Source organism: Erwinia sp. Eh17-17, assembly GCF_039675725.1.
GTDB lineage: Bacteria > Pseudomonadota > Gammaproteobacteria > Enterobacterales > Enterobacteriaceae > Erwinia.
On record NZ_JBDFQT010000004.1, the window covers coordinates 104,247 to 125,524 of the forward strand.

Below are 21,278 nucleotides of genomic sequence, written 5' to 3' on the forward strand. Positions count from 1 at the left end.
CAATCCACTAACATTAACGGTGTCATAACAGACAGCAACCCAGGGGATTATGCTGCCTGATAAGCGCTGCGATAATGATTTACTCGGCAAACTGTTTAAGACACCCACACATCGCCTCGTTTTTGTGCAGAAAAACTTACACGTCATAGTATGGTCAACTTCGCTACAATATGCCTTTCTCAAGACCGGGTTAAATCGATGAAACTGACTATCATCCGTCTGCAACAGCTGTCAGAGCAGGATCGCAGCGATTTAAAAAAAATCTGGCCACAGGCCGACGTCGGGGGGCTGGAAAAAACGCTGAGTGAGGTGCACCGGCTCTATGCAGCACGCTTTAACGATCGACTGCTGGCGGCGGTGTGGCTGGACATTACCGGTGATAAAGGCCATATGTCGGAGCTGGAAGTACGTGAGGTGACGCGGCGGCGCGGCGTTGGCCAGTATTTACTGCAGGAGGCGCTGGCGCAAAATTTACAGGTAAAACGCTGGACGGTCAGTCAGGACGGCAGTTCATCACCAGAGGTTATCGCCGCGTTTATGCAGGCAACGGGGTTTGTGCAGCAGGATGGGGTGTGGGTGAAATAAGAAAGGATTGAGGACAGCCGGGCTGACCGAAAAAGAAGGCCAGCCCCTACAAAAAGAAGGCCAGCCCCTGCGTCAGAATCAGTTATTACGCTTCGATCGCCAGACGCAATTTTTTCATCGCGTTCTTTTCGAGCTGACGCACACGCTCAGCCGAGACGCCGTACTGATCGGCCAGCTCCTGCAGCGTGGTTTTGTTGTCGTCATCCAGCCAGCGGGCGCGAATAATATGCTGGCTACGCTCGTCCAGACCCTGCATGGCATCGCTCAGCTTATCAGCGGCGTGATCGTCCCAGTTGTCTTCCTCAATGCCGTTAGCAAAATCAGAAGATTTATCCTGCAGGTAGAGCATCGGCGCCATTGAGCGACCTTCACCTTCATCGTCCGGCGTCGGGTCAAAGGTCATGTCCTGCGCTGCCATGCGCGACTCCATCTCAAGCACGTCTTTGCTGGTGACACCCAACTCGCGAGCCACCATATCCACTTCCTCCTGGTTGAACCAGCCTAAACGCTGCTTGGCTTTACGCAGGTTAAAGAACAGCTTGCGCTGGGCTTTGGTAGTGGCGACTTTCACAATACGCCAGTTACGCAGTACGTATTCGTGAATTTCAGCTTTGATCCAGTGCACGGCAAAAGAGACCAGACGCACACCCACTTCCGGGTTGAAGCGGCGCACGGCTTTCATCAGGCCGATGTTCCCTTCCTGAATCAGGTCTGCCTGCGGCAGGCCATAGCCGGAGTAGTTACGCGCAACGTGAACGACAAAGCGCAGGTGGGACAGGATCAGCGTTTTAGCCGCTTCCAGATCGCCCTGGTAATGCAGCCGTTCAGCCAACGCTTTTTCCTCTTCCGCCGTAAGCATAGGCCAGGCATTAGCAGCCCGGATATAAGCATCCAGGTTACCTAAAGGAGCAATAGCTAAAGTGTGCATATCTTTGGTCATTCAAGTCCTCTCTGTGTTAATCATCATACTAACGGCGCCACTCCCTGACGCGGTGACTACACTACGCGAATTCTTTACCGAAATCGAAAGCAATCTGTGCGAAGTCATTTACCACTTTCTGCCGGGTAAGACCCTAAAGTTATCCACAAGTTCAATTTTGTCTGTGGATATTTAACGCACAGCTTTGGGCGCGTGGCAGAAGCCAGAATTGCAGGGGGAAGTGACAGTCTGATGAACTTCCTCTGCGGCTAACGCTCACGCAGCAGAGGAAGATTATATCAAAAAAACGTGTAAAGGGGTTACTGCGGCGTAAATCGGCGTAAATGTTGTACGGTAGCCAGCCAGGCGGCAATCCAGCCAATCATCGCGGCAATCAGCAGCAGCAGCAGGCTTTCGTCCCACGCCAGGCCATGCAGGCCAAAGGTGGTGCCAAATACCGAAGCCACCTGCGTCACTACGGACTCCAGGCGCATCACCAGCACTTCCGACAGCACCAGCGACAGCAGTGCCCCGCTGAAGCCTAACAGCGCACCACCGTATAAAAATGGCCGCAGAATAAAGCCATCGGTCGCGCCAATCAGCTTCTGCACGTTAATGGTGTCGCGACGGGCAAAAATGCTCAGCCGCACGCTGTTACCAATCACCAGGAACACGGCCACAATCATCAGGATGCCGATCATCGCTGCCACCTGCCCCACCAATCCGGTCAGCGCGGCCAGGCGGGCAAACCAGCTGTCGTCCATCTTCACTTCATCGATACCCTGCACCTTCGAAACGCGCTCGCGCAGGTTATCCATGGTGCCGGAGTTCTGGAAATTGAGTTTCGGGGTGATAATCGCCACGGCAGGCAGCGGGTTCTGCTCCAGCATATCCATCGCGCCACCAAAGCCGGACCAGTTACGGAACTCGCCCAGGGCCTCTTCACGCGTCAGATAATTGACTTTATCAACGCCCTCTTCTTTCTTCAGCTGAGCCACCACATTTTCAGCGGCATCATCATCCAGCGTTTTACTGAGGTAGACCGTCAGCTGCGGAGCCGGATACCACTGGTCTGCGGCCTGACTGACGTTTTTCCACACCATATAACACACGCTGGGAAGCGTCAGAGAGATGGCGATCACCATCACCGTCAACAGCGTGGCCAGCGGCTGACGCCACATATCAGACAGCGAACCGTGCATGGCATAACGCCACTGCTCCTGCCAGCCGCCCTTCAGTGCTTTGCTTTTCGACGGCTGCTTCTGTTTGACCGTTTTAGCCGCTGCCGGGCGTGTATTGCGCTTATTGACCACGATGACCTCCGTGCAAACGTCCCTGGCTCAGCGTCATCAGCCGGTAATGACGACTGCCAATCAGCCCCATATCATGCGTTGCCATCAGCACGGTGACCCCGACGCGGTTGAACTCTTCAAACAGACGCAGAATGTCGGCTGACAGCGCCTCGTCGAGGTTACCGGTCGGTTCATCCGCCAGCAGAACCGCCGGTTTGTTCACCACCGCTCTGGCAATGCCCACGCGCTGCTGTTCACCGCCGGAAAGCTGAATAGGGAAATTTTTCGCTTTGTCGAGCAGGCCCACTTTATCCAGCGCCGCCGACACGCGGCGGCGAATATCTTCCCCGCTGGCACCGGCGATGATCAGCGGGATTGCCACGTTGTCATACACTGTGCGGTCCATCAGCAGATGGTGATCCTGGAAGATCATGCCAATCTGACGGCGCAGGAATGGCACCTCACGGCTTTTCAGGCGGCTGATGTCGTGACCGCCAAACCAGATATGCCCCGCGCTCGGGCGCTCAATGCCACAGATCAGCTTCAGCAAAGTACTTTTCCCTGCCCCGGAATGTCCGGTCAGAAACGCCATTTCGCCGGGTTGCAGATGAAAATCTACCCCCTGCAGCGCTTGCCGACCGCCGAGATAAGCCTTACTGACTTCTTCAAAGCGAATCATCCTAATTAGTCCTCTCGGGCAAAAAGTGCCTCTATAAAATCGTCAGCTTTAAACGAGCGTAAATCTTCTATGCCTTCGCCAACGCCGATATAGCGAATCGGAATGTTGAACTGATCTGCCACCGAGAAGATCACCCCACCTTTTGCCGTACCGTCCAGCTTGGTGAGGGTAATCCCGGTCAGCCCGACGGCCTCATGGAACAGTTTAGTCTGGCTGATAGCATTCTGGCCGGTGCTGGCATCAATGGTCAGCATCACCTCGTGCGGCGCCTGGTCGTCAAGCTTTTTCATCACGCGGGTGATTTTTTTCAGCTCTTCCATCAGGTGCGCTTTATTTTGCAGACGACCGGCGGTATCGGCGATCAGCACGTCCACATGACGCGCTTTCGCCGCCTGGATGGCGTCAAAGATCACCGAAGCAGAATCTGCACCGGTATGCTGCGCCACCACCGGAATATGGTTACGTTCGCCCCACACCTGAAGCTGCTCAACGGCAGCAGCACGAAAGGTATCACCCGCCGCCAGCATCACAGACTTGCCTTCGGCCTGGAACTGACGGGCCAGTTTACCGATGGTGGTGGTTTTACCCACGCCATTGACACCGACCATCAGGATCACAAACGGCGTTTTACCGCTGACATCCAGCGGGGATTCAACCTTCGCCAGAATACCGGACATTTCCGTTTTCAGCAGACCGTACAGCGCTTCGGCATCGCGCAGCTCTTTGCGGCTGGCCTGAGCAGTCAGGTTGGCGATAATACGACGCGTGGTTTCCACGCCGACGTCGGCAATCAGCAGCTGCTCTTCCAGCTCTTCAAACAGATCGTCATCAATTTTCTTGCCGCGGAACAGGCTGATAAAGCCCGAACCCAGATTCTGACGCGTTTTTACCAGGCTGCGCTTCAGGCGGGCGAAAAAACCCTCTTTGGTCGGTCGCGCCTGTTCCACCAACGCTTCCGGCTCTTCTTCCGCAGCGGCGGCCGCCAGCGCAGCCGCTTCCAGTTCGGCTTCTGCAAGGGCGGCAGCTTCAGCTTCCGCACGGGCGGCGGCTTCGGCTTCCGCACGGGCAGCGGCTTCGGCTTCCGCACGGGCAGCGGCTTCGGCTTCCGCACGGGCAGCGGCTTCGGCTTCTGCACGGGCAGCGGCTTCGGCTTCTGCACGGGCAACGGCTTCAGCCTCTGCACGGGCAGCGGCTTCGGCTTCTGCACGGGCGGCGGCTTCGGCTTCCGCACGGGCGGCGGCTTCGGCCTCTGCACGGGCGGCGGCTTCGGCTTCTGCACGGGCAGCGGCTTCGGCCTCTGCACGGGCGGCGGCTTCAGCATCGTGACGCTCTTCGGCTTCAGGTGCCGCTACAGGCACCTCAGCGGGTGTATCGGCAGAGGGCTGCGGTGGTAACGTTTCTTTTACCTCTTCCTGTGGCGCCTGTTCTTCACGCCCCAGACCTAACCAGGAAAAAAAGCCACGTTTTTTATTCTTTGCCATGGTGCAACCACACTCCTCGCGGGAAAAACCGTTCCGGTTCCGGTACGAAAATTAATCTGTTAATTAATCCCTTAGTCTAACACTTTCTACAGAGCGCATCACAGCACCCTTTTTACGTTTCCTCCACCCGGTTAGCCCGTTAAACTATGCAACAAATTATTAAGAGTTCAGCAAGATGAATAAGAAACCCCGCAGCGGCGCAGCCGGGCAAATACGTATTATTGGTGGGCAGTGGCGTGGCCGTAAGCTGCCGGTACCTGACAGCGCGGGCCTGCGCCCGACGACCGATCGGGTACGTGAAACCCTGTTTAACTGGCTGGCGGCTGATATTCAGCAGGCTAAATGCCTGGACTGCTACGCCGGCAGCGGCGCGCTCGGTCTGGAGGCCCTGTCGCGCCATGCGGCCAGCGCTACCCTGCTGGAGCTGGAGCGCCCGGTCGCCCAGCAGCTGGAAAAAAACCTCGCTACGCTGGGGGCGAAAAGCGGACGCGTGGTCAATACCAACACCCTGCAATTTCTGGCGCAGAAAGGGGAGGAACATCACCTGGTGTTTATCGACCCGCCGTTTCGCAAAGGGCTGCTGGAGCAAACCGTCGGGCTACTGGAAACTAACGGCTGGCTGAGCGATGGCGCGCTGGTGTATGTTGAAAGTGAAGTGGAGCACGGTGTACCGCCGGTGCCGGTCAACTGGCAGATCCACCGCGAAAAAATTGCCGGGCAGGTGGCCTATCGCCTGTATATTCGTCGCAGCACTGATAAGGAGATTTCCGATGCTGATTAATGCAGGCCGCGTGCTGATGCTGTTTGTCTGGGCCTTTTTACTGCTTAACGTGGTTCATCCGTTTCCGAAACCGCTGACGTATTTCGTCAACGTCGCACTGTTTTTCATGGTGATTATGCACGGCCTGCAGCTGGTGCTGATGCGCACCACTCAGCCGAAAGGCGCGGAGAAACTGAGCGGTGCCATGCAGGCCAAAGTGTTTTTCTTCGGCGTATTCGAGCTGCTGGCCTGGCAAAAGAAGAATTTTCCTAAGCAGTAAGCGGTGTTTCCGGCATCAGTGAGCCGCGCTGGTGCCGGAAATAAACGAAACAAATCGCGTTCCCTTCACCTTCAGCTCGCCTTTAGTGCCCTTATCCATCTGATGATAATCCCCGGCGGTTAACTCCAGCTTAAAATCACCCGCGCCATTCAGGGGATGAAACCAGGCTTCGTAACGCATCTCTTCCACCGGGATATGCTCGCGCTGGCGCGAACGGCGGTTCGGTGCCGGGTATTCACGTTTTGCTTTCACTTCCACCATCAGGCTGCGCACTGGCGAAGCATCATTCACCGCGACTTCACGCCTCTGTTTGATAAACTGGCGGGTGGCTAAGATGGCAATAATGGCCAGCACGATAAAAAAGATCAGAGGGGGCTTCATGTTTCTTCATCCTCCCGGAGGCGAAAGTGAGCAGAACGAATAAGGATACAACCGGAGCCCTCTCATTGTCACATCTCCTGCGCTTAACCTAAACTGATCTGAAGTTGCGGAGTTTTTAATCTAAGGATAACAATATGATTTGGTCTTTCCTTGCGGTTCTTTTTTCGGGTTGGCTGTACGTGGATGCGTCCTACCGCGGCCCCCAGTGGCAGCGCTGGGTGTTTAAACCCGTCACCATGCTGTTACTGCTGGCCTGGGCCTGGCAGGCTCCGGTGCTGAAAACCACGGACTACCTGATCCTGTTCGGCGTGCTGGCAACGCTGGTCGGTGATGCGCTGACCCTGCTGCCCAACAAACGCATGCTGTACGCCATTGGCGCGTTCTTTGTTTCCCACCTGCTGTACACCCTCTATTTCGCCAGCCAGATGACGCTGAGTTTCTTCTGGCCCATTCCGCTGGCGCTGCTGATTATCGGCGGACTGGTTATCGCCACCGTCTGGAGCCGTCTGGAGGATCTGCGCTGGCCGATTTGTACCTTTGTCGGCGTGACGCTGCTGATGGTCTGGCTGGGCGCTGAGCAATATTTCATCCGCCCGACCGACTATACCTTTACCCTGATGGCCGGGGCTGTCCTGCTGCTGCTGGGGAATATTGTCTGGCTGCTCAGCCACTATCGCCGCCGCTTCAGCGCCGACCGTGCCATTATCGCCGCCTGCTATTTTGCCGGTCACTTTATGATCGTGCGCGCCCTGTGGCTGTAATCTGCATTAACGCTTGACTCTGGAGTCCACTCCAGAGTGTAAGATGGGCATCGGCGGGCAGTGTTGCCCGTCGTTACCGGTCAGGAGGCGTTATGCAGCAGCACTCTTCATGTGGTTGTGGTCACCACCATGCCAGCACTCAGCACGGATGCAGCACCCGCCCGCGCCCCGTTATTCAAAAAATCACAGCGGTCAGTGCAGCCAGCGTCGAGGCTCCCTGCTGTGGAGACAGCGCCTGCAGTTCGGGGCAGGACCCCGATGACGAGGGCGACAGGCCCGCTGGCGTCCTCAGTTTCAGCTGGCAGGTCACGGGGATGGACTGCCCGGCCTGCGCACGCAAGGTCGAAACTGCGGTCAAAAAACTGCCTGATATCGCCCGCGCCCGCGTGGTGTTTGCCAGTGAAAAACTGCTGGTTGACGCCAGCAGCGACATCCGTAATGAGATTGAACAGGCGGTCACACTGGCCGGTTTCCAGCTACACCGCAGCGACGCCGCCCCACCGCCCAGAGCCGAAAAAGGATTCTGGCAGGAAAATCTGAGCCTGATCGTGCTGAGTGTGATGATGGCGGCCAGCTGGCTGCTGGAAAGTCTCAACCATCCGGCGGGCAAGGCAGCGTTCATAGCCACCACGCTGTATGGCGTCTGGCCAATTGGCCGCAGCGCCCTGCGTCTGATGCGCAGCGGTTCACCGTTCAGTATTGAAACCCTGATGAGCGTTGCCGCCATCGGCGCACTGTTTATCGGTGCCACTGCCGAAGCGGCGATGGTACTGCTGCTGTTTATGCTGGGGGAGCGGCTGGAGTCCTTTGCTGCCGGGCGCGCACGCAAAGGCGTCACGGCGCTGATGGCGCTGAAACCGGACGTCGCTCTGCGCCTGAAAAACGGCCAGCGGGAAAGCGTACCCGTCAGCGGGCTGCGCCCCGGCGAGGTGATTGAAGTGGCAGCCGGTGCCCGCCTGCCGACGGATGCGAAGCTGCTCAGCGCCTTCGCCAGCTTTGATGAAAGCGCCCTGACCGGGGAATCCGTGCCGGTCGAACGCCAGCAGGGTGAGAAGATCAACGCAGGCTGTCTGAGCGTTGACCGTCTGGTCCAGCTGGAAGTGGTATCGGAGCCGGGCAAAAGCGCCATCGACCGCATTCTGCATCTGATTGAAGAAGCCGAAGAGCGTCGTGCGCCCATTGAACGGTTCCTCGACCGCTTCAGCCGCATCTACACCCCGGTGATTATGCTGATGGCGCTGATCGTCGCCCTGGTACCACCGCTGCTGTTCGCGGCCGCCTGGCAGCCGTGGATCTACAAAGGACTCACCCTGCTGCTGATCGGCTGCCCCTGCGCCCTGGTGATTTCCACACCGGCGGCGATCACTTCCGGGCTGGCCGCAGCGGCCCGTCGTGGTGCGCTGATCAAAGGCGGCGCCGCGCTGGAAAGCCTGGGCAGCGTGCGCACCATCGCCTTTGACAAAACCGGCACGCTGACCGAAGGCAAACCGCAGGTTACCGCTATCGTGCCGCTGGGCGCGCTGGATGAAAACCGCCTGCTGGCAACGGCCGCCGCTATTGAGCTGGGTTCGTCGCATCCGCTGGCGCTGGCCATCGTGGCGGCAGCGGAGCAGCGCCAGCTGCCCCTGCCGCAGGCGAGTGCTCAGCGGGCGCTGGCCGGGAGTGGCGTAGAAGCAGAAGTAAGTGGTTACTTACTGACCATAAGTTCACCTGTTAAGGTCCCCGCAGCGCTGCTGGCCCCTGAGCGTGAACGTACAGAGGCGCTGGAAAGCGCAGGCAATACGGTGGTGGTGGTGCACGACGGTCAGCAGCTACTGGGAATAATTGCCCTGCGCGACACGCTGCGTAGCGACGCCAGAGCTGCGCTGGAGGAACTGAGATCGCTGGATATTCAGGCGGTGATGCTGACCGGGGATAACCCGCGTGCGGCAGCGGCGATTGCCGGTGAACTCGGCATCGATTTTCGTGCCAGCCTGCTGCCGGAAGATAAAGTCGCGGCCATCCGCCAGCTTAACCAGCAGCAGCCGGTGGCGATGGTCGGTGACGGAATCAACGATGCGCCCGCAATGAAAGCCGCCACCATCGGTATAGCGATGGGCAGCGGCAGCGATGTCGCGCTGGAAACCGCCGATGCCGCGCTGACCCACAACCGGCTGAATGGCCTGGCGTCGATGATCCGCCTGTCGCGCGCCACCCACGCCAATATCCGCCAGAACGTAGCGCTGGCGCTGGGGCTGAAAGGGATATTTTTGGTCACCACGCTGATGGGGATTACCGGACTGTGGCTGGCGGTGCTGGCAGATTCAGGGGCTACCGCGTTAGTGACAGCTAACGCACTGCGGTTACTGCGTAAGAAATAGCAGGATGTCAGTGTCACAATCCTGCACCGGGCGACCCGAATGATATAGGGGCAATCCCCCGGCCCGACCGAAACAGAAGGCCGGGCCCTACACTACAACCCTTTCTTCAGCAAATACTGATACGGCAGGGCGTCAGTATTTTGCGCCACCAGCGTATGTTCCATAAAACGGCAAAAACCGGGGATATCACGCGTGGTTGCCGGATCATCGGCGATGATCAACAGGGTTTCCCCCTCCTGCATCAGGCGCACGGTTTTGCGCACCATCATCACGGGTTCCGGGCAGCGCAGGCCCAGCGCATCTAAGGTCTGGTCGGGGTTAGCGAAAAGGTCGCTCATGATATTCTCAATCCGGAATGGCAAATTGGCGCCTATTTTAGCGCCAGCCGCTGACGGTGCAAGGGATCAATCCCACGATAACGTTTGCGCTAAAATTAACCATTGCAATAGCAAGGCAACGCGGTAATATGCCGCGAATTCGCCTGAGCGAAACACGTACAAATTTTCATGGGTTCCCTCACCCCAATCTAAAAAAGGCTTACAACGATGATTGCATTCTCAACGCGTCAGCGCACCCATGCGCTGGTCTGGCTGTCCCTTTTCCATCTGCTGGTGATCACCTCCAGTAACTACCTGGTGCAGCTGCCCGTGGCTATTTTTGGCCTGCACACCACCTGGGGTGCCTTCAGCTTCCCGTTTATCTTCCTGGCGACTGACCTGACGGTACGCATTTTTGGTGCTCCGCTGGCGCGTCGTATTATTCTGGCGGTGATGATCCCGTCGCTGTTTATTTCCTACGCCATATCCGCCCTCTATTATCAGGGCGAATGGCAGGGGTTCGCGGCGCTGGAGGAGATGAACCTGTTCGTTGCCCGTATCGCCTGCGCCAGCTTTATGGCCTATGCGCTCGGCCAGATCCTTGATATTCACGTTTTTAACCGCCTGCGCCAGAAAGCAGCATGGTGGATGGCCCCTGCCGCCGCGATGTTCCTCGGCAATATCAGCGATACGCTGGCCTTCTTCTTTATCGCGTTCTATAAGAGCCCGGACCCGTTTATGGCCACGCACTGGGTGGAAATCGCGCTGGTGGACTACAGCTTCAAGGTGCTTATCTGCATGGTGTTCTTCCTGCCTGCCTACGGCGTACTGCTGAATGCCGCCCTGAAGCGGCTGGCAGAGAAGTCCCGCAGTGCGGGAGTCAACTTTGGTTAGTGTGTCCTGCCATCGTTGTTAAGTTGCTTTTAGCCGCTGAATACGTTTGTATTGAAGTCCTGAATTCTACGCGACCAATGTGAAAAGGGACTCTGATGCGTAACTTACTAAAATATGCAGGAATCGCTGTACTGGTAACCGGTCTGGCGGCCTGTGATGGCAAGAAAGATGAAAAGGCCGCAGCCGACGACAATGGCGTCAGCAGCAGCCAGTCAAACCAGAATGTCACTCTGATGGATGGCAAGCTGAGTTTTACCCTGCCGGCCGGTATGTCTGATAAGAGCGGTAAGCTCGGAACTCAGGCCAACAATATGCACGTCTATGCCGATGAGTCAGGCCAGAAAGCGATTATCGTGATTGACGGCGAAAGCACCAATGAAGGGCTGGACGTGCTGGCAGGTCGTCTGGAAGCACAGCAGCGCAATCGTGACCCGCAGCTACAGGTGGTGACCAACAAAGCGATTACGGTGAAAGGCCAGCCGCTTCAGCAGCTGGATACCGTGATCTCTGCCAACAACCAGTCTTCCTGGTCTTCTGTGGTACTGGGGAAAGTGGACGGCAAACTGCTGACGCTGCAAATCACCCTGCCAGCGGAAAATCAGCAGCAGGCGCAGACCGAAGCGGAAAGTATTATTAATACCATTACGTTGAAATAACGACCCGTTCAGACGTAATACGGGCCGATCGGAAAAACGATCGGCCCCTGTCGTTACAGACCCGCGTGTTCGCGAATGTATTGACGCGCTTTCACCGCATACTCAAACGGATTCGCCAGCGCCGGGTCCTGTTCTGCTTCCACTACCATCCAGCCTTTGTAGCCGAAATCGTCGAGGATTTTGAACACCGGATCAAAATCAATCACGCCGTCGCCCGGCACGGTAAAGGTGCCTTTCTTTACGCCATCCAGGAAGGACAGTTTCTGACTTTTCACCTGAGCCACCACCTCATCACGCACGTCTTTCAGATGCACGTGGTTGATGCGCGGCAGGTATCGGGTCAGGATCGCCAGCATCGCTTCCTGCGAGCCTTCTGAATAGTAAGCGTGGCCAGTATCGAACAGCAGATAAACATCATCATTGGTTTCCGCCATAAAACGGTCCACTTCAGCGGTGGTCTGAATGCCGGTCCCCATATGGTGATGCAGGCCAACAGTCATGCCCTTCTCTGCCGCCAGTTTTGCCAGTTCGTTATACCCTTCGGTAGTCAGACGCCACTGCTCATCGGTGAACTCCGGCTTCTCTTCCAGCACCGCTTTGGTGGTGCCCTGAATGCTCAGGCTTTGCTCTGAACAGCCGATCACTTTTGCCCCCATCGCATGCAGGAAATCGCGATGGTTGATGAATTCATCAATGGTTTTGGCTTTGTCGCCGTTGGCGAAGAAGGTGCTGAACCAGGCATTGACGATCTCAATACCACGGATATCCAGCATCGGCTTCAGCACCGCCGGATCGCGCGGATACTTGCTGCCCACCTCACTGCCGGTAAAACCCGCCAGCGCCATTTCACTGACGATCTGCTGGAAGGTATTCTCTTTACCCAGCTCTGGCATATCATCGTTGGTCCAGCCAATCGGCGCGATCGCCAGTCTGACGTTATCTTTGTTCATGGTGTTACCTCAGAGATTCACCAGGCGGCAGCCGCCGCCCTGCATTATTTTCTCAGCAGTTCACGCTCGATCAGCTCGCGCGTTTCGACTGCCTGACGATTCATTTTTTCCGGGTAGCCAAACAGTGAAGAGGCAATAATCGACTCGCCACCGACCTTAAAGGTGCGGTTGGCAAAGTCCATATCGCGCAGCGTCTGGAACAGCGTCTGGAAATCGACCTCCCCTTCGCCCACGCCCACATGCTGGTGAATGGTCGCATCAACGCCCGGCGGGTTCACAATGTAACGACAGTGTTTGGTGTGGTTCATGGTATCGGCGATCAGCACGTGCGACAGGTCTACGCCGGAATACTCCAGCATGCTTTTCACATCCCCTTTACCTTTGTCGTAGAAGAAGGTGTGCGGCACGCTGTACAGATACTTGACGTTCTCACTGCGGAACGATTTCACCATGTCGGCGGTTTCGTTGCTCTCTTCGCAGAAATCCCACGGATGGGACTGGATTTCGATGCGGATGCCCTCACGCTCAACGATCGGCAGCAGCTCTTCCATCGAGCGATAGAACATCTCTTCACAGATTTCAGGTTCGTTCGGGTTACCGGAAAGTTCGGTATTAATCACCTGTACGCCCATTTCCACTGCGATCTCAATCATGCGTTTCCAGTTTCTGACGGCGGCCTGACGGCGCGCTTCGTCCGGACCGGACCAGCGGTACACCACGATAAATGAGGAGATTTCCAGCCCCGTCTCACGCAGCGCGTTTTTGTACTCGGTGATAATTTCGCGGCTGGCTTTAGGATGCTTGTAGAACGGGTTGATCTGCGGATGCGGGGACTGTTCAATGTATTTGTAACCCCAGTCAGCCACCTGGTGAACCATTTTTGTGATGCCCATATCGCGGATGACATCAACATCAAAGGCAATTTTCATCAGACTCTCCGTGAATAAATCAGCACGCTGTTTTACGGTGAGCCCCCGCCATTGAGGCGGGGGCTAAGCGCGTCAGGTGAAATTACTTATTGTAGAACGTTGGACGCTGCGGCAGTTCTACCGGCTCGATGGCACCGCTCTCCTGCGCTTTCAGGCAGGCATCGGCAGCCACGGAGGCTGCATAGCCGTCCCAGGCGGATGGCCCGGTCAGTTTGCCTGCGGTGGCATCGTTGATAAAGGCCTGCAGCTCAACGTCATAGGCATCGATAAAGCGGTCTTTCCAGTCAGTCAGGATCGAGGTCGACAGTTTGGCGTCTTTACGCATCTGTACGGCAGAAGGCTCAGGCAACTTAGCGATACCCTCCTCACCGACCACTTCACACTGGATGTCGTAACCGTAGGCACAGTTGACGAAGATCTCTACGTCGATGCGGATGCCCTTACGGGTTTCAAACAGCACCACCTGCGGGTCGCGCAGCTTGCCGTGAGTTTTCGAGGTCGAACGCGGGAACACCACCTGTACCGATTTGTAATCATCTTCGGTCAGCCAGCGCAGCACATCCAGCTCGTGGATCAGGGTGTTGGTGATCGCCATATCGGTGGTGTAGCTTTCCGGTACGCTTGGGTTGCGGTGCGCGCAGTGCAGCATCAGCGGCTCACCAATTTCACCTTTGGTGATCACGTCTTTCAGCGCACGGTAGCCGCTGTCGTACGGGCGCATAAAGCCCACCTGCACCAGGCGCTTGCCGAACTTGATCTCCGCATCCACCACGCGGCGGCAGCCTTCAGCGCTCATCGCCAGCGGCTTTTCGCAGAATACCGGTTTGCCCGCCGCAATGGCCGACAGGGTGAACTCTTCGTGCGTCGGATCCCAGGAGGTGACCAGTACGGCATCAACGTTCGGTGAATTCACCACGTCATGGCCGTTGGCAAACACTTCTGCGTCAATACCAATACGGGTCAGGGCCGCTTTGGCACCCTCCACATTGATGTCAGAAACCGCAACAACCTGTGCGCCCTGCAACACTTTGCTGCAGCGACGAATATGTTCCTGGCCAATTGCGCCCGTTCCGATTACACCGAGTTTTAAAGTCATGGTCTTTCCTTACTAGTAGGGGGGTAAGCGGGCGCAGCGAATACGCCCGTTCAATCAATCAAAAAAACAAACAAAAACCGTTAGTTCTTAATATTCACGCGCCTGATCGATATGGTCGTTCAGCATCCGGGCCACGGCGTCTACGCGCTCTGAAGTGGACACCTGGGCACCGCCTACGCGCCACCAGCTGAAGTACTTATGGATCATGGTTTTTGGCAGAACTTTAATATCAATCAGCGTTGATACCGTCTGTTTCTGCGCATCCACCAGCGCTGCCTGCAACTGCTCGAGAGTGGTGACACGATAGGTTTTACAGCCGTAGCCCGCCGCGATAGCCGCGAAATCCACCGGCACAAAACCGCCGTTCAGCTTGCCGCCTTCGGCATTACGGAAGCGGAACTCGGTGGTGAAGCTGTCCATGCCGTGTTCCATCTGCAGGTTGTTGATACAGCCGTTGGTCATGTTATCCAGCAGGATCACGTTGATCTTCGCGCCTTCCTGGATCGAGGTCACCAGCTCGGAGTGCAGCATCATGAACGAGCCATCGCCGACGAAGGTGTAGACCTCACGATGCGGCTCAGCCAGCTTAACGCCCAGAGAAGCGTTGACCTCGTAACCCATGCAGGAATAGCCATACTCGACGTGGTAGCTGTTGTAATCTTTGGTGCGCCACATGCGCTGCAGATCGCCCGGCAGACTGCCCGCTGCCGCAACAATCACTGCATCCTTTGGGAGGCGCTCGTTGAGCGTACCCAGTACGCTGCTTTGCGTCAGGAAGGAGCCGGTCAGACGGTTGAATTCCGCCCACACCGCGTCGCGATCCATATGGTCGTCGATCTCCGGCACGTAGTCGGCGCCGCTGTAAACCGAGGCATAAACGCGCTGAGTTTCTTTCAGCAGCTTGCTCTGCGCCTGAGAGACTTTCTCCCCCCAGCCGCTGCTGAAACCGGTAGCGGCCAGGCGATCGTTAAGTGCGTTCAGGGCTGCCTGCGCATCCGCCACGACCTGCACGGCGTCCAGTTTATAAGCATCAAAATTGCTGACGTTGATGTTGATATAGCTGACGTCCGGGTTCTGGAATATCCACTTTGAGGCGGTGGTAAAGTCGGTGTAACGCGTACCGATACCAATCACCAGATCGGCCTCTTTTGCCAGCAGGTTAGCCGCCAGACAGCCGGTTTCACCCACGCCGCCGACGTTCAGCGGATGGTCAGAGACGATAGTGCCCTTGCCCGCCTGGGTTTCCGCAAACGGAATGCTGTAGCGCTCGGCAAAAGTACGCAGCGCATCGCCCGCACCGGAGTATTTCACCCCACCGCCGCAGATAATCATGGGTTTTTTCTTACCGGCAATCAGCGCCAGCGCGTCGGCCAGCTGGCCTTCGGTTGGCAGACGACGCTCCAGACGGTGTACGCGTTTCTGGAAGAAGTAGTCCGGATAGTCATAGGCTTCACCCTGCACGTCCTGCGGCAGCGAAATCGTCACCGCGCCAGTATCGGCCGGATCCGTCAGTACGCGCATGGCGTTGATGCAGGCGGTCATCAGCTGCTCCGGGCGGCTGACGCGGTCCCAGTATTTACTGACGGCGCGGAAGGCGTCGTTGGTGCTGATGCTCAGATCGTGACTCTGCTCGATCTGCTGCAGCACCGGATCGGGCTGGCGGGTGGCAAAGACATCGCCCGGCAGCAGCAGTAAAGGAATACGGTTCGCCGTCGCGGTGGCCGCAGCGGTGATCATATTCGCCGCGCCGGGTCCCACTGAGGAAGTACAGGCGATGATCTCGCGGCGCAGTTTTTGTTTGGCAAAACCGATGGCGGCATGTGCCATACCCTGCTCATTTCGCCCCTGGTACACCACCATATCGCCGCTGTCCTGCTCCAGCGCCTGGCCTAACCCCAGCACGTTGCCATGACCGAAGATAGCGAAAATACCCTGCACAAATTTGGTTTCAACGCCGTCTACCGACAGATACTGGTTGTCCAGGAATCTGACCAGAGCCTGTGCCGTGGTTAATCTAGTCTTGCCCATTTGCTCTTCCTTTATGAATCGGCGGCCACATCAGAAGTTCGGCCGGGGTTCGCATTTGTGGTCGCCTTGGTAACTGAACAGCGACAGCTATAAGTGAAACGTGAAGCGATTATAAACAAATATTTTTTTCACTAAACACAATTACAGAAGAAACATTTCATTTTGCGAGAGAGATCAAATTCTGCGGTGAAACCGCTATGAATAGGGTGATTCACAACCCGTAAATGAAACGATAACAATGCTGTGACGACTAAATGCGAAAAATCGTTTCACTTCAACACGTTCCCTGAGAAGCGCTGGCAAAGATGAGAGACGGCTCACATCTCTGGAATCGCGCGAAATGCCTGCTGTCTCACGGGGGGATAAATCCGCACGGCAAGAGTTTTAACCACCTCACACTTTTGGGGCAATAATTTCATTTCATATTGAATTTGGAATTTTTATTCCTCATACTTTGCTCTATGTTAGATCCGGAATCGATCGGGCCCACATCGCACGATCCGCTGGACACGCTCAACAGCATCGGCACTACCCAAAATTACTGGCGTTGTCGTCAGACGACAGGGTGGCTGGGTATAAACAGAGGAAACAACAGGTATGAGTACACAACAGAAGCGGCTTGATGTGATTTGTATCGGACGCATCGCCGTCGACCTTTATGGCCAGCAAATCGGTGCGCGCCTTGAAGATGAAACCACCTTTGCAAAATACCTGGGGGGCTCCTCCGGCAACGTGGCTTACGGCACCGCGATTCAGGGTCTGAAATCCGCCATGCTGGCGCGCGTAGGTGATGAGCATATGGGCCGCTTCCTGCGTGAAGAGCTTCAGCGTGTTGGCTGTGACACCCAAAGTCTGATTACCGATAAAACCCGTCTGACCGGGCTGGTCATCTTAGGCATTAAAGATCAGGAAACCTTCCCGCTGGTGTTCTACCGCGATAATTGTGCCGATATGGGCCTGGTGCCGGATGATATTCAGGAGGATTACATCGCTTCCTCCCGTGCCGTGGCCGTTACCGGCACCCATCTGTCACACCCAGATACTCGTGCTGCGGTCCTGAAAGCGCTGGATATTGCCCGCCGTCATGGTCTGCGCACTGCGCTGGACATCGACTACCGCCCGGTTCTCTGGGGTCTGACCTCCCTGGGCGATGGCGAAACCCGCTTTGTTGAGTCCGAACGAGTGACGCAGCAGCTGCAGGAAGTGTTGCACTATTTCGACCTGGTGGTCGGAACCGAAGAAGAGTTCCACATTGCCGGTGGCAGCACCGACAGCCTGACCGCGCTGAAAAACGTGCGCAAAGCCACTAAAGCCACGCTGGTGTGTAAACGCGGCCCGCTGGGCTGTGTGGTATTTGAAGGCGAGATCCCGGACAGCTGGGAGCAGACCCAACTGCAAACCGGCGTGCGTGTGGAAGTGCTGAACGTGCTGGGTGCGGGCGATGCCTTTATGTCCGGCCTGCTGCGCGGCTGGCTGAACGATGAGAGCTGGGAACAGGCCTGCCGTTACGCCAATGCCTGCGGCGCGCTGGTAGTTTCACGCCACGGCTGCGCCCCGGCGATGCCGACCAAAGAAGAGCTGGACGACTTCCTCAGCCGCGATAATGACGTAAAACGCCCGGATCTCGACAGCCGCCTTAACCACCTGCATCGCGTGACCACCCGCAAGCAGCAGTGGAATGAACTGAATATTTTTGCCTTTGACCACCGCAAACAGCTGGCCGATATGGCCAGTGAGGCGGGCGTGGATGATTCGCGCATTCCTGACCTCAAACTGCTGCTGCTGAAAGGTGCGCAGGAAGCGGCGAAAGAGGCCGGGCTGGACAACGGCCGCTGCGGTATCCTCGCTGATACCACCTACGGTCAGCCGGCGCTGAATGCCATCACCGGTAAAGGCTGGTGGATTGGTCGCCCGATTGAGCTCCCCAGTTCGCGCCCGCTGCGTCTGGAGCACGGCAACATCGGTTCGCAGCTGATCGACTGGCCACAGGAGCACGTGGTGAAGTGCCTGACCTTCTATCACCCGAAAGACAGCGCAGAGATGCGTCAGGAGCAGGACGAGCTGATCCTCGACGTATGGAATGGCTGTAACAAATCTGGCCACGAGCTGCTGCTGGAAGTGATCCTGCCGGAAAGTCATCCGGACAAGGATGAGAAATACTATCTGGAGATCCTGACTCACTTCTACAGCATGGGAATTCAGCCTGACTGGTGGAAACTGCCGCCACTGTCACACGCCAGCTGGGCGGCAATCAGCGCGCTGATTGAAAAGCACGATCCACACTGCCGTGGCATTCTGCTGCTGGGCCTGGATGCGCCAGAAGCCGAGCTGAAAGCAGGCTTTGCTGCCGCCGCCAAATCCCCGTGGGTGAAAGGCTTTGCCGTCGGCCGCACCATCTTCGGCCAGCCGTCACGCCAGTGGTTACAGGGCGAACTGGATGACGCCGCGCTGGTTGAGAAAGTGAAAAGCAACTATCTGACGCTGATCGGCTACTGGCGCGAAGCACGCCCGGCGCAGTAATTAAACGCGGCTCAACTCACGCCGCAGGGAGATACCTCTCTCCCTGCGGCGTTTTATTTACCCTCTGAAAACCCACTGGCTTATGGATTAAACACAGTCAGCAACCATCAAAATAATCATTTTACAATGGCACAACATCGATATAATAAATTAATGTAGCGATATATCATGTCGCATTAATATCATTCCGCGACGTCATATCGAGAATACTGCGTTACTGTTTTATTTATGACAGAGTAAAAACACGAATATTGTAGCAGGGTAATTTCACCATTAACAACACCCTAATGAATAACTATAATACTACAATTATTTTTTTAATGGGGAAAATGATGTTTTCCTGGAAGATCCTGGTATTATTTATATTCAGTGCGCCGGTTATCGCCGAAACAACACCACCGTCGGGGATGCCTGATGGTGGATGCTGGGCTGGTATTGAAAACTCTTTTGCTGTCCCCAGTTCAATAGGTGCTAACAAAGGAAGCAACATAAGTACAGGCGGAGGAAGAATAGACTCCGCACGATCAATTTTTTGTTATGCCAGCTCTGATAATTATTTACATAAATACACCTCATATATCGCAGCCGAAGTTGACCCCTTACTTCCCCCCTCTGATATAAACCCAGGGTATTATAAGTTCACAGACGACCTGGACATTAAAATAAAGTTAGCCGCGGTGAATATTCCTTCTGGAGGCTTTCCATCAGATTATAATATTACAACACCTGTAATGGATTATCGGGTAAATAATGAGTATCCGATTGTAAAAACAGGGGTAAACAGTAAATACATAGGTTTTTCAATATGGAGCCTTAACAATTTCGTTGTCAGGAGAAATATCATTGGTGGTGCAGCATTTGTTCCCGCAGGGATTCGCACCCTGAAAGTTTACCACTACTTTGGCCTGGGTCAGAGATCCTCAATACCAATATTCAGCGTCACCAGCAGAGCTTCTATTATTAAATCAAACGCTGAATGCAAAATAAATAATGGTAGCTTGATAAAAATCGATTTTTCCAGCGTGGATAATACATTATTGACTGACAGTTATTTAACCTCGCCTTATGTCAAACCTGCGTCGTTGCAATATCACTGTGCTACCCCACTGACCCAGGATATTAAGGTGATCCTGTTCGCCGAAGCCGCTGGCTATAGCGATGCGATAAAAACTAGCAACCAGGATATCGGCGTAGTGATGACCCGCAGTGGACAAGTGGTGCCCCCCCATACCAGCTTTAATAGCCGTCTGGTCAATGGCCAGGGTAACGATGAAGTGAAATTCACCGTGGTAAAAAATCCTGCGGTGGCAACCGTCGCTACAGGGCCGTTCGAGAACAACAATACGGTGCTGATCATCAGCACACTTTAAAATCGCTTTCAATAATCCGTTAGCAAAATTTAGAGCATGCTTGCCTGCGGATATTTATTTTTCGGCCATAAGTCGGAAATAACCACCATGCAGACATCTTTTATCACTCTGCAATCATTTTCAGTTATTGAGCTTTTTATGTTGAAAAAAAAGAAATTCTTTATCAGTTTCCTACTACCCATACAACTGTCTGCTTACCACATGCCAATATCCCACGCGGCGATCACCCTACAGGATTCACGCGTTATTTTAGACGGCGATAAAAAAAGTGCCAGCCTGTTGGTGACCAATCAAAACGCGGATACTCCTTACCTTGCCCAGGGCTGGATTGAGGATGCGGATAATAAAAAAATCAACGGCCCTTTGGTGCTGCTGCCTCCGCTCCAGCGTATTGAGGCGGGAGCACAAACCCAGATTAAACTGCAGACGTTGCCCACTCTTAACCTGCTGCGCCAGGACCGGGAGACACTGTTTTACCTCAATCTGCGCGAGATCCCTCCGCGCAACAATACGCCAGGCACCCTGAACATCGCCCTGCAGAATCGCATCAAGGTGTTTTACCGCCCCCTGGCGCTCAAAGCCCCGCGAAATACCCTGGCCACGCCGTGGCAGTCAGAGCTGGTGATGAAAAGGGACAATGATACCTGGACGATAAGCAACCCCAGTGCCTATTTTATTACCCTGGTCGATGCTCAAACCCGCCAAGATAGTGCCAGCGTACCCGGTTTTACCCCAGTGATGATCGCCCCTCACGACAGTGAACGTCTTACAGGCCGCGCTGCCGATTACGGTAATGCGCCGGTACTGACCTACCTCAACGATTATGGTGGACGCCCTGTGCTGACCTTCAGCTGCAGTGACAACCGGTGCAAAGTCGTCAGCAACATGGTTCCCAAATCTTAATGTTTACCACGTTGTTAACTGGAAGGTATGTCAAAGAAGGGACACTTCACTGCCTGAAAATATTCGCCAAAGGCCTGACGCTGCGATATTTCACTCTGGCGCTCAACCTCAGGTCAC

General features: G+C 55.5%; 20 protein-coding genes. 10 read left to right on the forward strand and 10 right to left on the reverse strand.

Translation table 11 applies throughout. The features are described 5' to 3' along the window. Positions 1 to 198: 198 nt before the first annotated feature. Positions 199 to 585 carry an aspartate 1-decarboxylase autocleavage activator PanM gene (gene panM, locus ABEH87_RS12955; RefSeq protein WP_346576790.1) on the forward strand — a complete coding sequence of 129 codons (387 nt, stop codon included), beginning with the start codon at positions 199 to 201 and terminating at the stop codon, positions 583 to 585. Positions 586 to 670: 85 nt separating this feature from the next. Here panM and rpoH read toward each other — a convergent pair whose 3' ends face one another. The 4 genes from rpoH to ftsY all read right to left on the reverse strand — a co-directional run bounded on the left by rpoH (position 671) and on the right by ftsY (position 4,956). Next, complete coding sequence (gene rpoH / locus ABEH87_RS12960) at positions 671 to 1,525, reverse strand: RNA polymerase sigma factor RpoH (protein WP_346576791.1); 855 nt, start codon at positions 1,523 to 1,525, stop codon at positions 671 to 673. A gap of 299 nt (positions 1,526 to 1,824) precedes the next feature. After that, positions 1,825 to 2,817 carry a permease-like cell division protein FtsX gene (ftsX, locus tag ABEH87_RS12965; protein WP_346576792.1) on the reverse strand — a complete coding sequence of 331 codons (993 nt, stop codon included), beginning with the start codon at positions 2,815 to 2,817 and terminating at the stop codon, positions 1,825 to 1,827. Further along, the gene (gene ftsE / locus ABEH87_RS12970) at positions 2,807 to 3,475 is read right to left on the reverse strand and encodes a cell division ATP-binding protein FtsE (RefSeq protein ID WP_346576793.1); all 669 of its coding nucleotides are present in this window, start codon (positions 3,473 to 3,475) and stop codon (positions 2,807 to 2,809) included. The genes ftsX and ftsE overlap by 11 nt, the downstream gene beginning before the upstream one ends. A gap of 5 nt (positions 3,476 to 3,480) precedes the next feature. Then, complete coding sequence (gene ftsY / locus ABEH87_RS12975; RefSeq protein ID WP_346576794.1) at positions 3,481 to 4,956, reverse strand: signal recognition particle-docking protein FtsY; 1,476 nt, start codon at positions 4,954 to 4,956, stop codon at positions 3,481 to 3,483. 175 nt (positions 4,957 to 5,131) lie between these two features. On the opposite strand from ftsY, the gene rsmD reads away from it, so the two are divergent. Further along, the gene (gene rsmD / locus ABEH87_RS12980) at positions 5,132 to 5,737 is read left to right on the forward strand and encodes a 16S rRNA (guanine(966)-N(2))-methyltransferase (protein ID WP_346576795.1); all 606 of its coding nucleotides are present in this window, start codon (positions 5,132 to 5,134) and stop codon (positions 5,735 to 5,737) included. After that, positions 5,727 to 5,996: a DUF1145 family protein gene (locus ABEH87_RS12985; RefSeq protein ID WP_346576796.1), complete on the forward strand. Its 270-nt coding sequence runs from the start codon at positions 5,727 to 5,729 to the stop codon at positions 5,994 to 5,996. The genes rsmD and ABEH87_RS12985 overlap by 11 nt, the downstream gene beginning before the upstream one ends. A gap of 15 nt (positions 5,997 to 6,011) precedes the next feature. Here ABEH87_RS12985 and ABEH87_RS12990 read toward each other — a convergent pair whose 3' ends face one another. Then, positions 6,012 to 6,377, reverse strand: coding sequence for a DUF2500 domain-containing protein (locus ABEH87_RS12990; protein WP_346576797.1), 366 nt, complete (start codon positions 6,375 to 6,377; stop codon positions 6,012 to 6,014). 134 nt (positions 6,378 to 6,511) lie between these two features. Between ABEH87_RS12990 and ABEH87_RS12995 the strand changes: the two genes are divergently transcribed. Further along, entirely contained in the window at positions 6,512 to 7,138 is a 627-nt protein-coding gene (locus tag ABEH87_RS12995) for a lysoplasmalogenase (RefSeq protein ID WP_346576798.1), read from the forward strand. A gap of 92 nt (positions 7,139 to 7,230) precedes the next feature. Continuing rightward, entirely contained in the window at positions 7,231 to 9,498 is a 2,268-nt protein-coding gene (locus ABEH87_RS13000) for a zinc/cadmium/mercury/lead-transporting ATPase (protein ID WP_346576799.1), read from the forward strand. Between the two features lie 92 nt (positions 9,499 to 9,590). Here ABEH87_RS13000 and tusA read toward each other — a convergent pair whose 3' ends face one another. After that, complete coding sequence (gene tusA / locus ABEH87_RS13005; protein ID WP_346576800.1) at positions 9,591 to 9,836, reverse strand: sulfurtransferase TusA; 246 nt, start codon at positions 9,834 to 9,836, stop codon at positions 9,591 to 9,593. Between the two features lie 207 nt (positions 9,837 to 10,043). Between tusA and ABEH87_RS13010 the strand changes: the two genes are divergently transcribed. Both ABEH87_RS13010 and ABEH87_RS13015 read left to right on the forward strand, forming a co-directional pair. After that, positions 10,044 to 10,709 (forward strand): 7-cyano-7-deazaguanine/7-aminomethyl-7-deazaguanine transporter, encoded by a 666-nt coding sequence (locus ABEH87_RS13010; RefSeq protein WP_346576801.1) that lies wholly within the window; start codon positions 10,044 to 10,046, stop codon positions 10,707 to 10,709. Between the two features lie 95 nt (positions 10,710 to 10,804). Further along, entirely contained in the window at positions 10,805 to 11,365 is a 561-nt protein-coding gene (locus tag ABEH87_RS13015; RefSeq protein ID WP_346576802.1) for a DcrB family lipoprotein, read from the forward strand. 53 nt (positions 11,366 to 11,418) lie between these two features. Here ABEH87_RS13015 and iolE read toward each other — a convergent pair whose 3' ends face one another. The 4 genes from iolE to iolD all read right to left on the reverse strand — a co-directional run bounded on the left by iolE (position 11,419) and on the right by iolD (position 16,368). Continuing rightward, positions 11,419 to 12,315, reverse strand: coding sequence for a myo-inosose-2 dehydratase (iolE, locus tag ABEH87_RS13020; RefSeq protein WP_346576803.1), 897 nt, complete (start codon positions 12,313 to 12,315; stop codon positions 11,419 to 11,421). Between the two features lie 44 nt (positions 12,316 to 12,359). Next, positions 12,360 to 13,244 carry a sugar phosphate isomerase/epimerase gene (locus tag ABEH87_RS13025; RefSeq protein WP_346576804.1) on the reverse strand — a complete coding sequence of 295 codons (885 nt, stop codon included), beginning with the start codon at positions 13,242 to 13,244 and terminating at the stop codon, positions 12,360 to 12,362. Between the two features lie 82 nt (positions 13,245 to 13,326). Beyond that, positions 13,327 to 14,340: a Gfo/Idh/MocA family oxidoreductase gene (locus tag ABEH87_RS13030; RefSeq protein ID WP_346576805.1), complete on the reverse strand. Its 1,014-nt coding sequence runs from the start codon at positions 14,338 to 14,340 to the stop codon at positions 13,327 to 13,329. A gap of 87 nt (positions 14,341 to 14,427) precedes the next feature. Further along, positions 14,428 to 16,368: a 3D-(3,5/4)-trihydroxycyclohexane-1,2-dione acylhydrolase (decyclizing) gene (gene iolD / locus ABEH87_RS13035; RefSeq protein WP_346576806.1), complete on the reverse strand. Its 1,941-nt coding sequence runs from the start codon at positions 16,366 to 16,368 to the stop codon at positions 14,428 to 14,430. Between the two features lie 597 nt (positions 16,369 to 16,965). Here iolD and iolC point away from each other — a divergent pair. The 3 genes from iolC (at position 16,966) to ABEH87_RS13050 (ending at position 21,161) form a co-directional block, all read left to right on the forward strand. After that, positions 16,966 to 18,888, forward strand: coding sequence for a 5-dehydro-2-deoxygluconokinase (iolC, locus tag ABEH87_RS13040; RefSeq protein WP_346576807.1), 1,923 nt, complete (start codon positions 16,966 to 16,968; stop codon positions 18,886 to 18,888). Positions 18,889 to 19,175: 287 nt separating this feature from the next. Continuing rightward, positions 19,176 to 20,258 carry a fimbrial protein gene (locus ABEH87_RS13045; RefSeq protein ID WP_346576808.1) on the forward strand — a complete coding sequence of 361 codons (1,083 nt, stop codon included), beginning with the start codon at positions 19,176 to 19,178 and terminating at the stop codon, positions 20,256 to 20,258. An 87-nt stretch (positions 20,259 to 20,345) separates the two neighbouring features. Further along, the gene (locus ABEH87_RS13050; RefSeq protein ID WP_346576809.1) at positions 20,346 to 21,161 is read left to right on the forward strand and encodes a fimbria/pilus periplasmic chaperone; all 816 of its coding nucleotides are present in this window, start codon (positions 20,346 to 20,348) and stop codon (positions 21,159 to 21,161) included. Positions 21,162 to 21,278 lie beyond the last annotated feature (117 nt).

What these genes read in the sequence shown, in the direction of transcription:
- panM (WP_346576790.1), top strand. Translation starts at nt 199, where the DNA reads ATGAAACTGACTATCATCCGTCTGCAACAGCTGTCAGAGCAGGATCGC.
- rpoH (WP_346576791.1), bottom strand. Translation starts at nt 1,525, where the DNA reads ATGACCAAAGATATGCACACTTTAGCTATTGCTCCTTTAGGTAACCTG.
- ftsE (WP_346576793.1), bottom strand. Translation starts at nt 3,475, where the DNA reads ATGATTCGCTTTGAAGAAGTCAGTAAGGCTTATCTCGGCGGTCGGCAA.
- ftsY (WP_346576794.1), bottom strand. Translation starts at nt 4,956, where the DNA reads ATGGCAAAGAATAAAAAACGTGGCTTTTTTTCCTGGTTAGGTCTGGGG.
- rsmD (WP_346576795.1), top strand. Translation starts at nt 5,132, where the DNA reads ATGAATAAGAAACCCCGCAGCGGCGCAGCCGGGCAAATACGTATTATT.
- ABEH87_RS12985 (WP_346576796.1), top strand. Translation starts at nt 5,727, where the DNA reads ATGCTGATTAATGCAGGCCGCGTGCTGATGCTGTTTGTCTGGGCCTTT.
- ABEH87_RS12990 (WP_346576797.1), bottom strand. Translation starts at nt 6,377, where the DNA reads ATGAAGCCCCCTCTGATCTTTTTTATCGTGCTGGCCATTATTGCCATC.
- ABEH87_RS12995 (WP_346576798.1), top strand. Translation starts at nt 6,512, where the DNA reads ATGATTTGGTCTTTCCTTGCGGTTCTTTTTTCGGGTTGGCTGTACGTG.
- ABEH87_RS13000 (WP_346576799.1), top strand. Translation starts at nt 7,231, where the DNA reads ATGCAGCAGCACTCTTCATGTGGTTGTGGTCACCACCATGCCAGCACT.
- tusA (WP_346576800.1), bottom strand. Translation starts at nt 9,836, where the DNA reads ATGAGCGACCTTTTCGCTAACCCCGACCAGACCTTAGATGCGCTGGGC.
- ABEH87_RS13010 (WP_346576801.1), top strand. Translation starts at nt 10,044, where the DNA reads ATGATTGCATTCTCAACGCGTCAGCGCACCCATGCGCTGGTCTGGCTG.
- ABEH87_RS13015 (WP_346576802.1), top strand. Translation starts at nt 10,805, where the DNA reads ATGCGTAACTTACTAAAATATGCAGGAATCGCTGTACTGGTAACCGGT.
- iolE (WP_346576803.1), bottom strand. Translation starts at nt 12,315, where the DNA reads ATGAACAAAGATAACGTCAGACTGGCGATCGCGCCGATTGGCTGGACC.
- ABEH87_RS13025 (WP_346576804.1), bottom strand. Translation starts at nt 13,244, where the DNA reads ATGAAAATTGCCTTTGATGTTGATGTCATCCGCGATATGGGCATCACA.
- ABEH87_RS13030 (WP_346576805.1), bottom strand. Translation starts at nt 14,340, where the DNA reads ATGACTTTAAAACTCGGTGTAATCGGAACGGGCGCAATTGGCCAGGAA.
- iolD (WP_346576806.1), bottom strand. Translation starts at nt 16,368, where the DNA reads ATGGGCAAGACTAGATTAACCACGGCACAGGCTCTGGTCAGATTCCTG.
- iolC (WP_346576807.1), top strand. Translation starts at nt 16,966, where the DNA reads ATGAGTACACAACAGAAGCGGCTTGATGTGATTTGTATCGGACGCATC.
- ABEH87_RS13045 (WP_346576808.1), top strand. Translation starts at nt 19,176, where the DNA reads ATGAATAACTATAATACTACAATTATTTTTTTAATGGGGAAAATGATG.
- ABEH87_RS13050 (WP_346576809.1), top strand. Translation starts at nt 20,346, where the DNA reads ATGCAGACATCTTTTATCACTCTGCAATCATTTTCAGTTATTGAGCTT.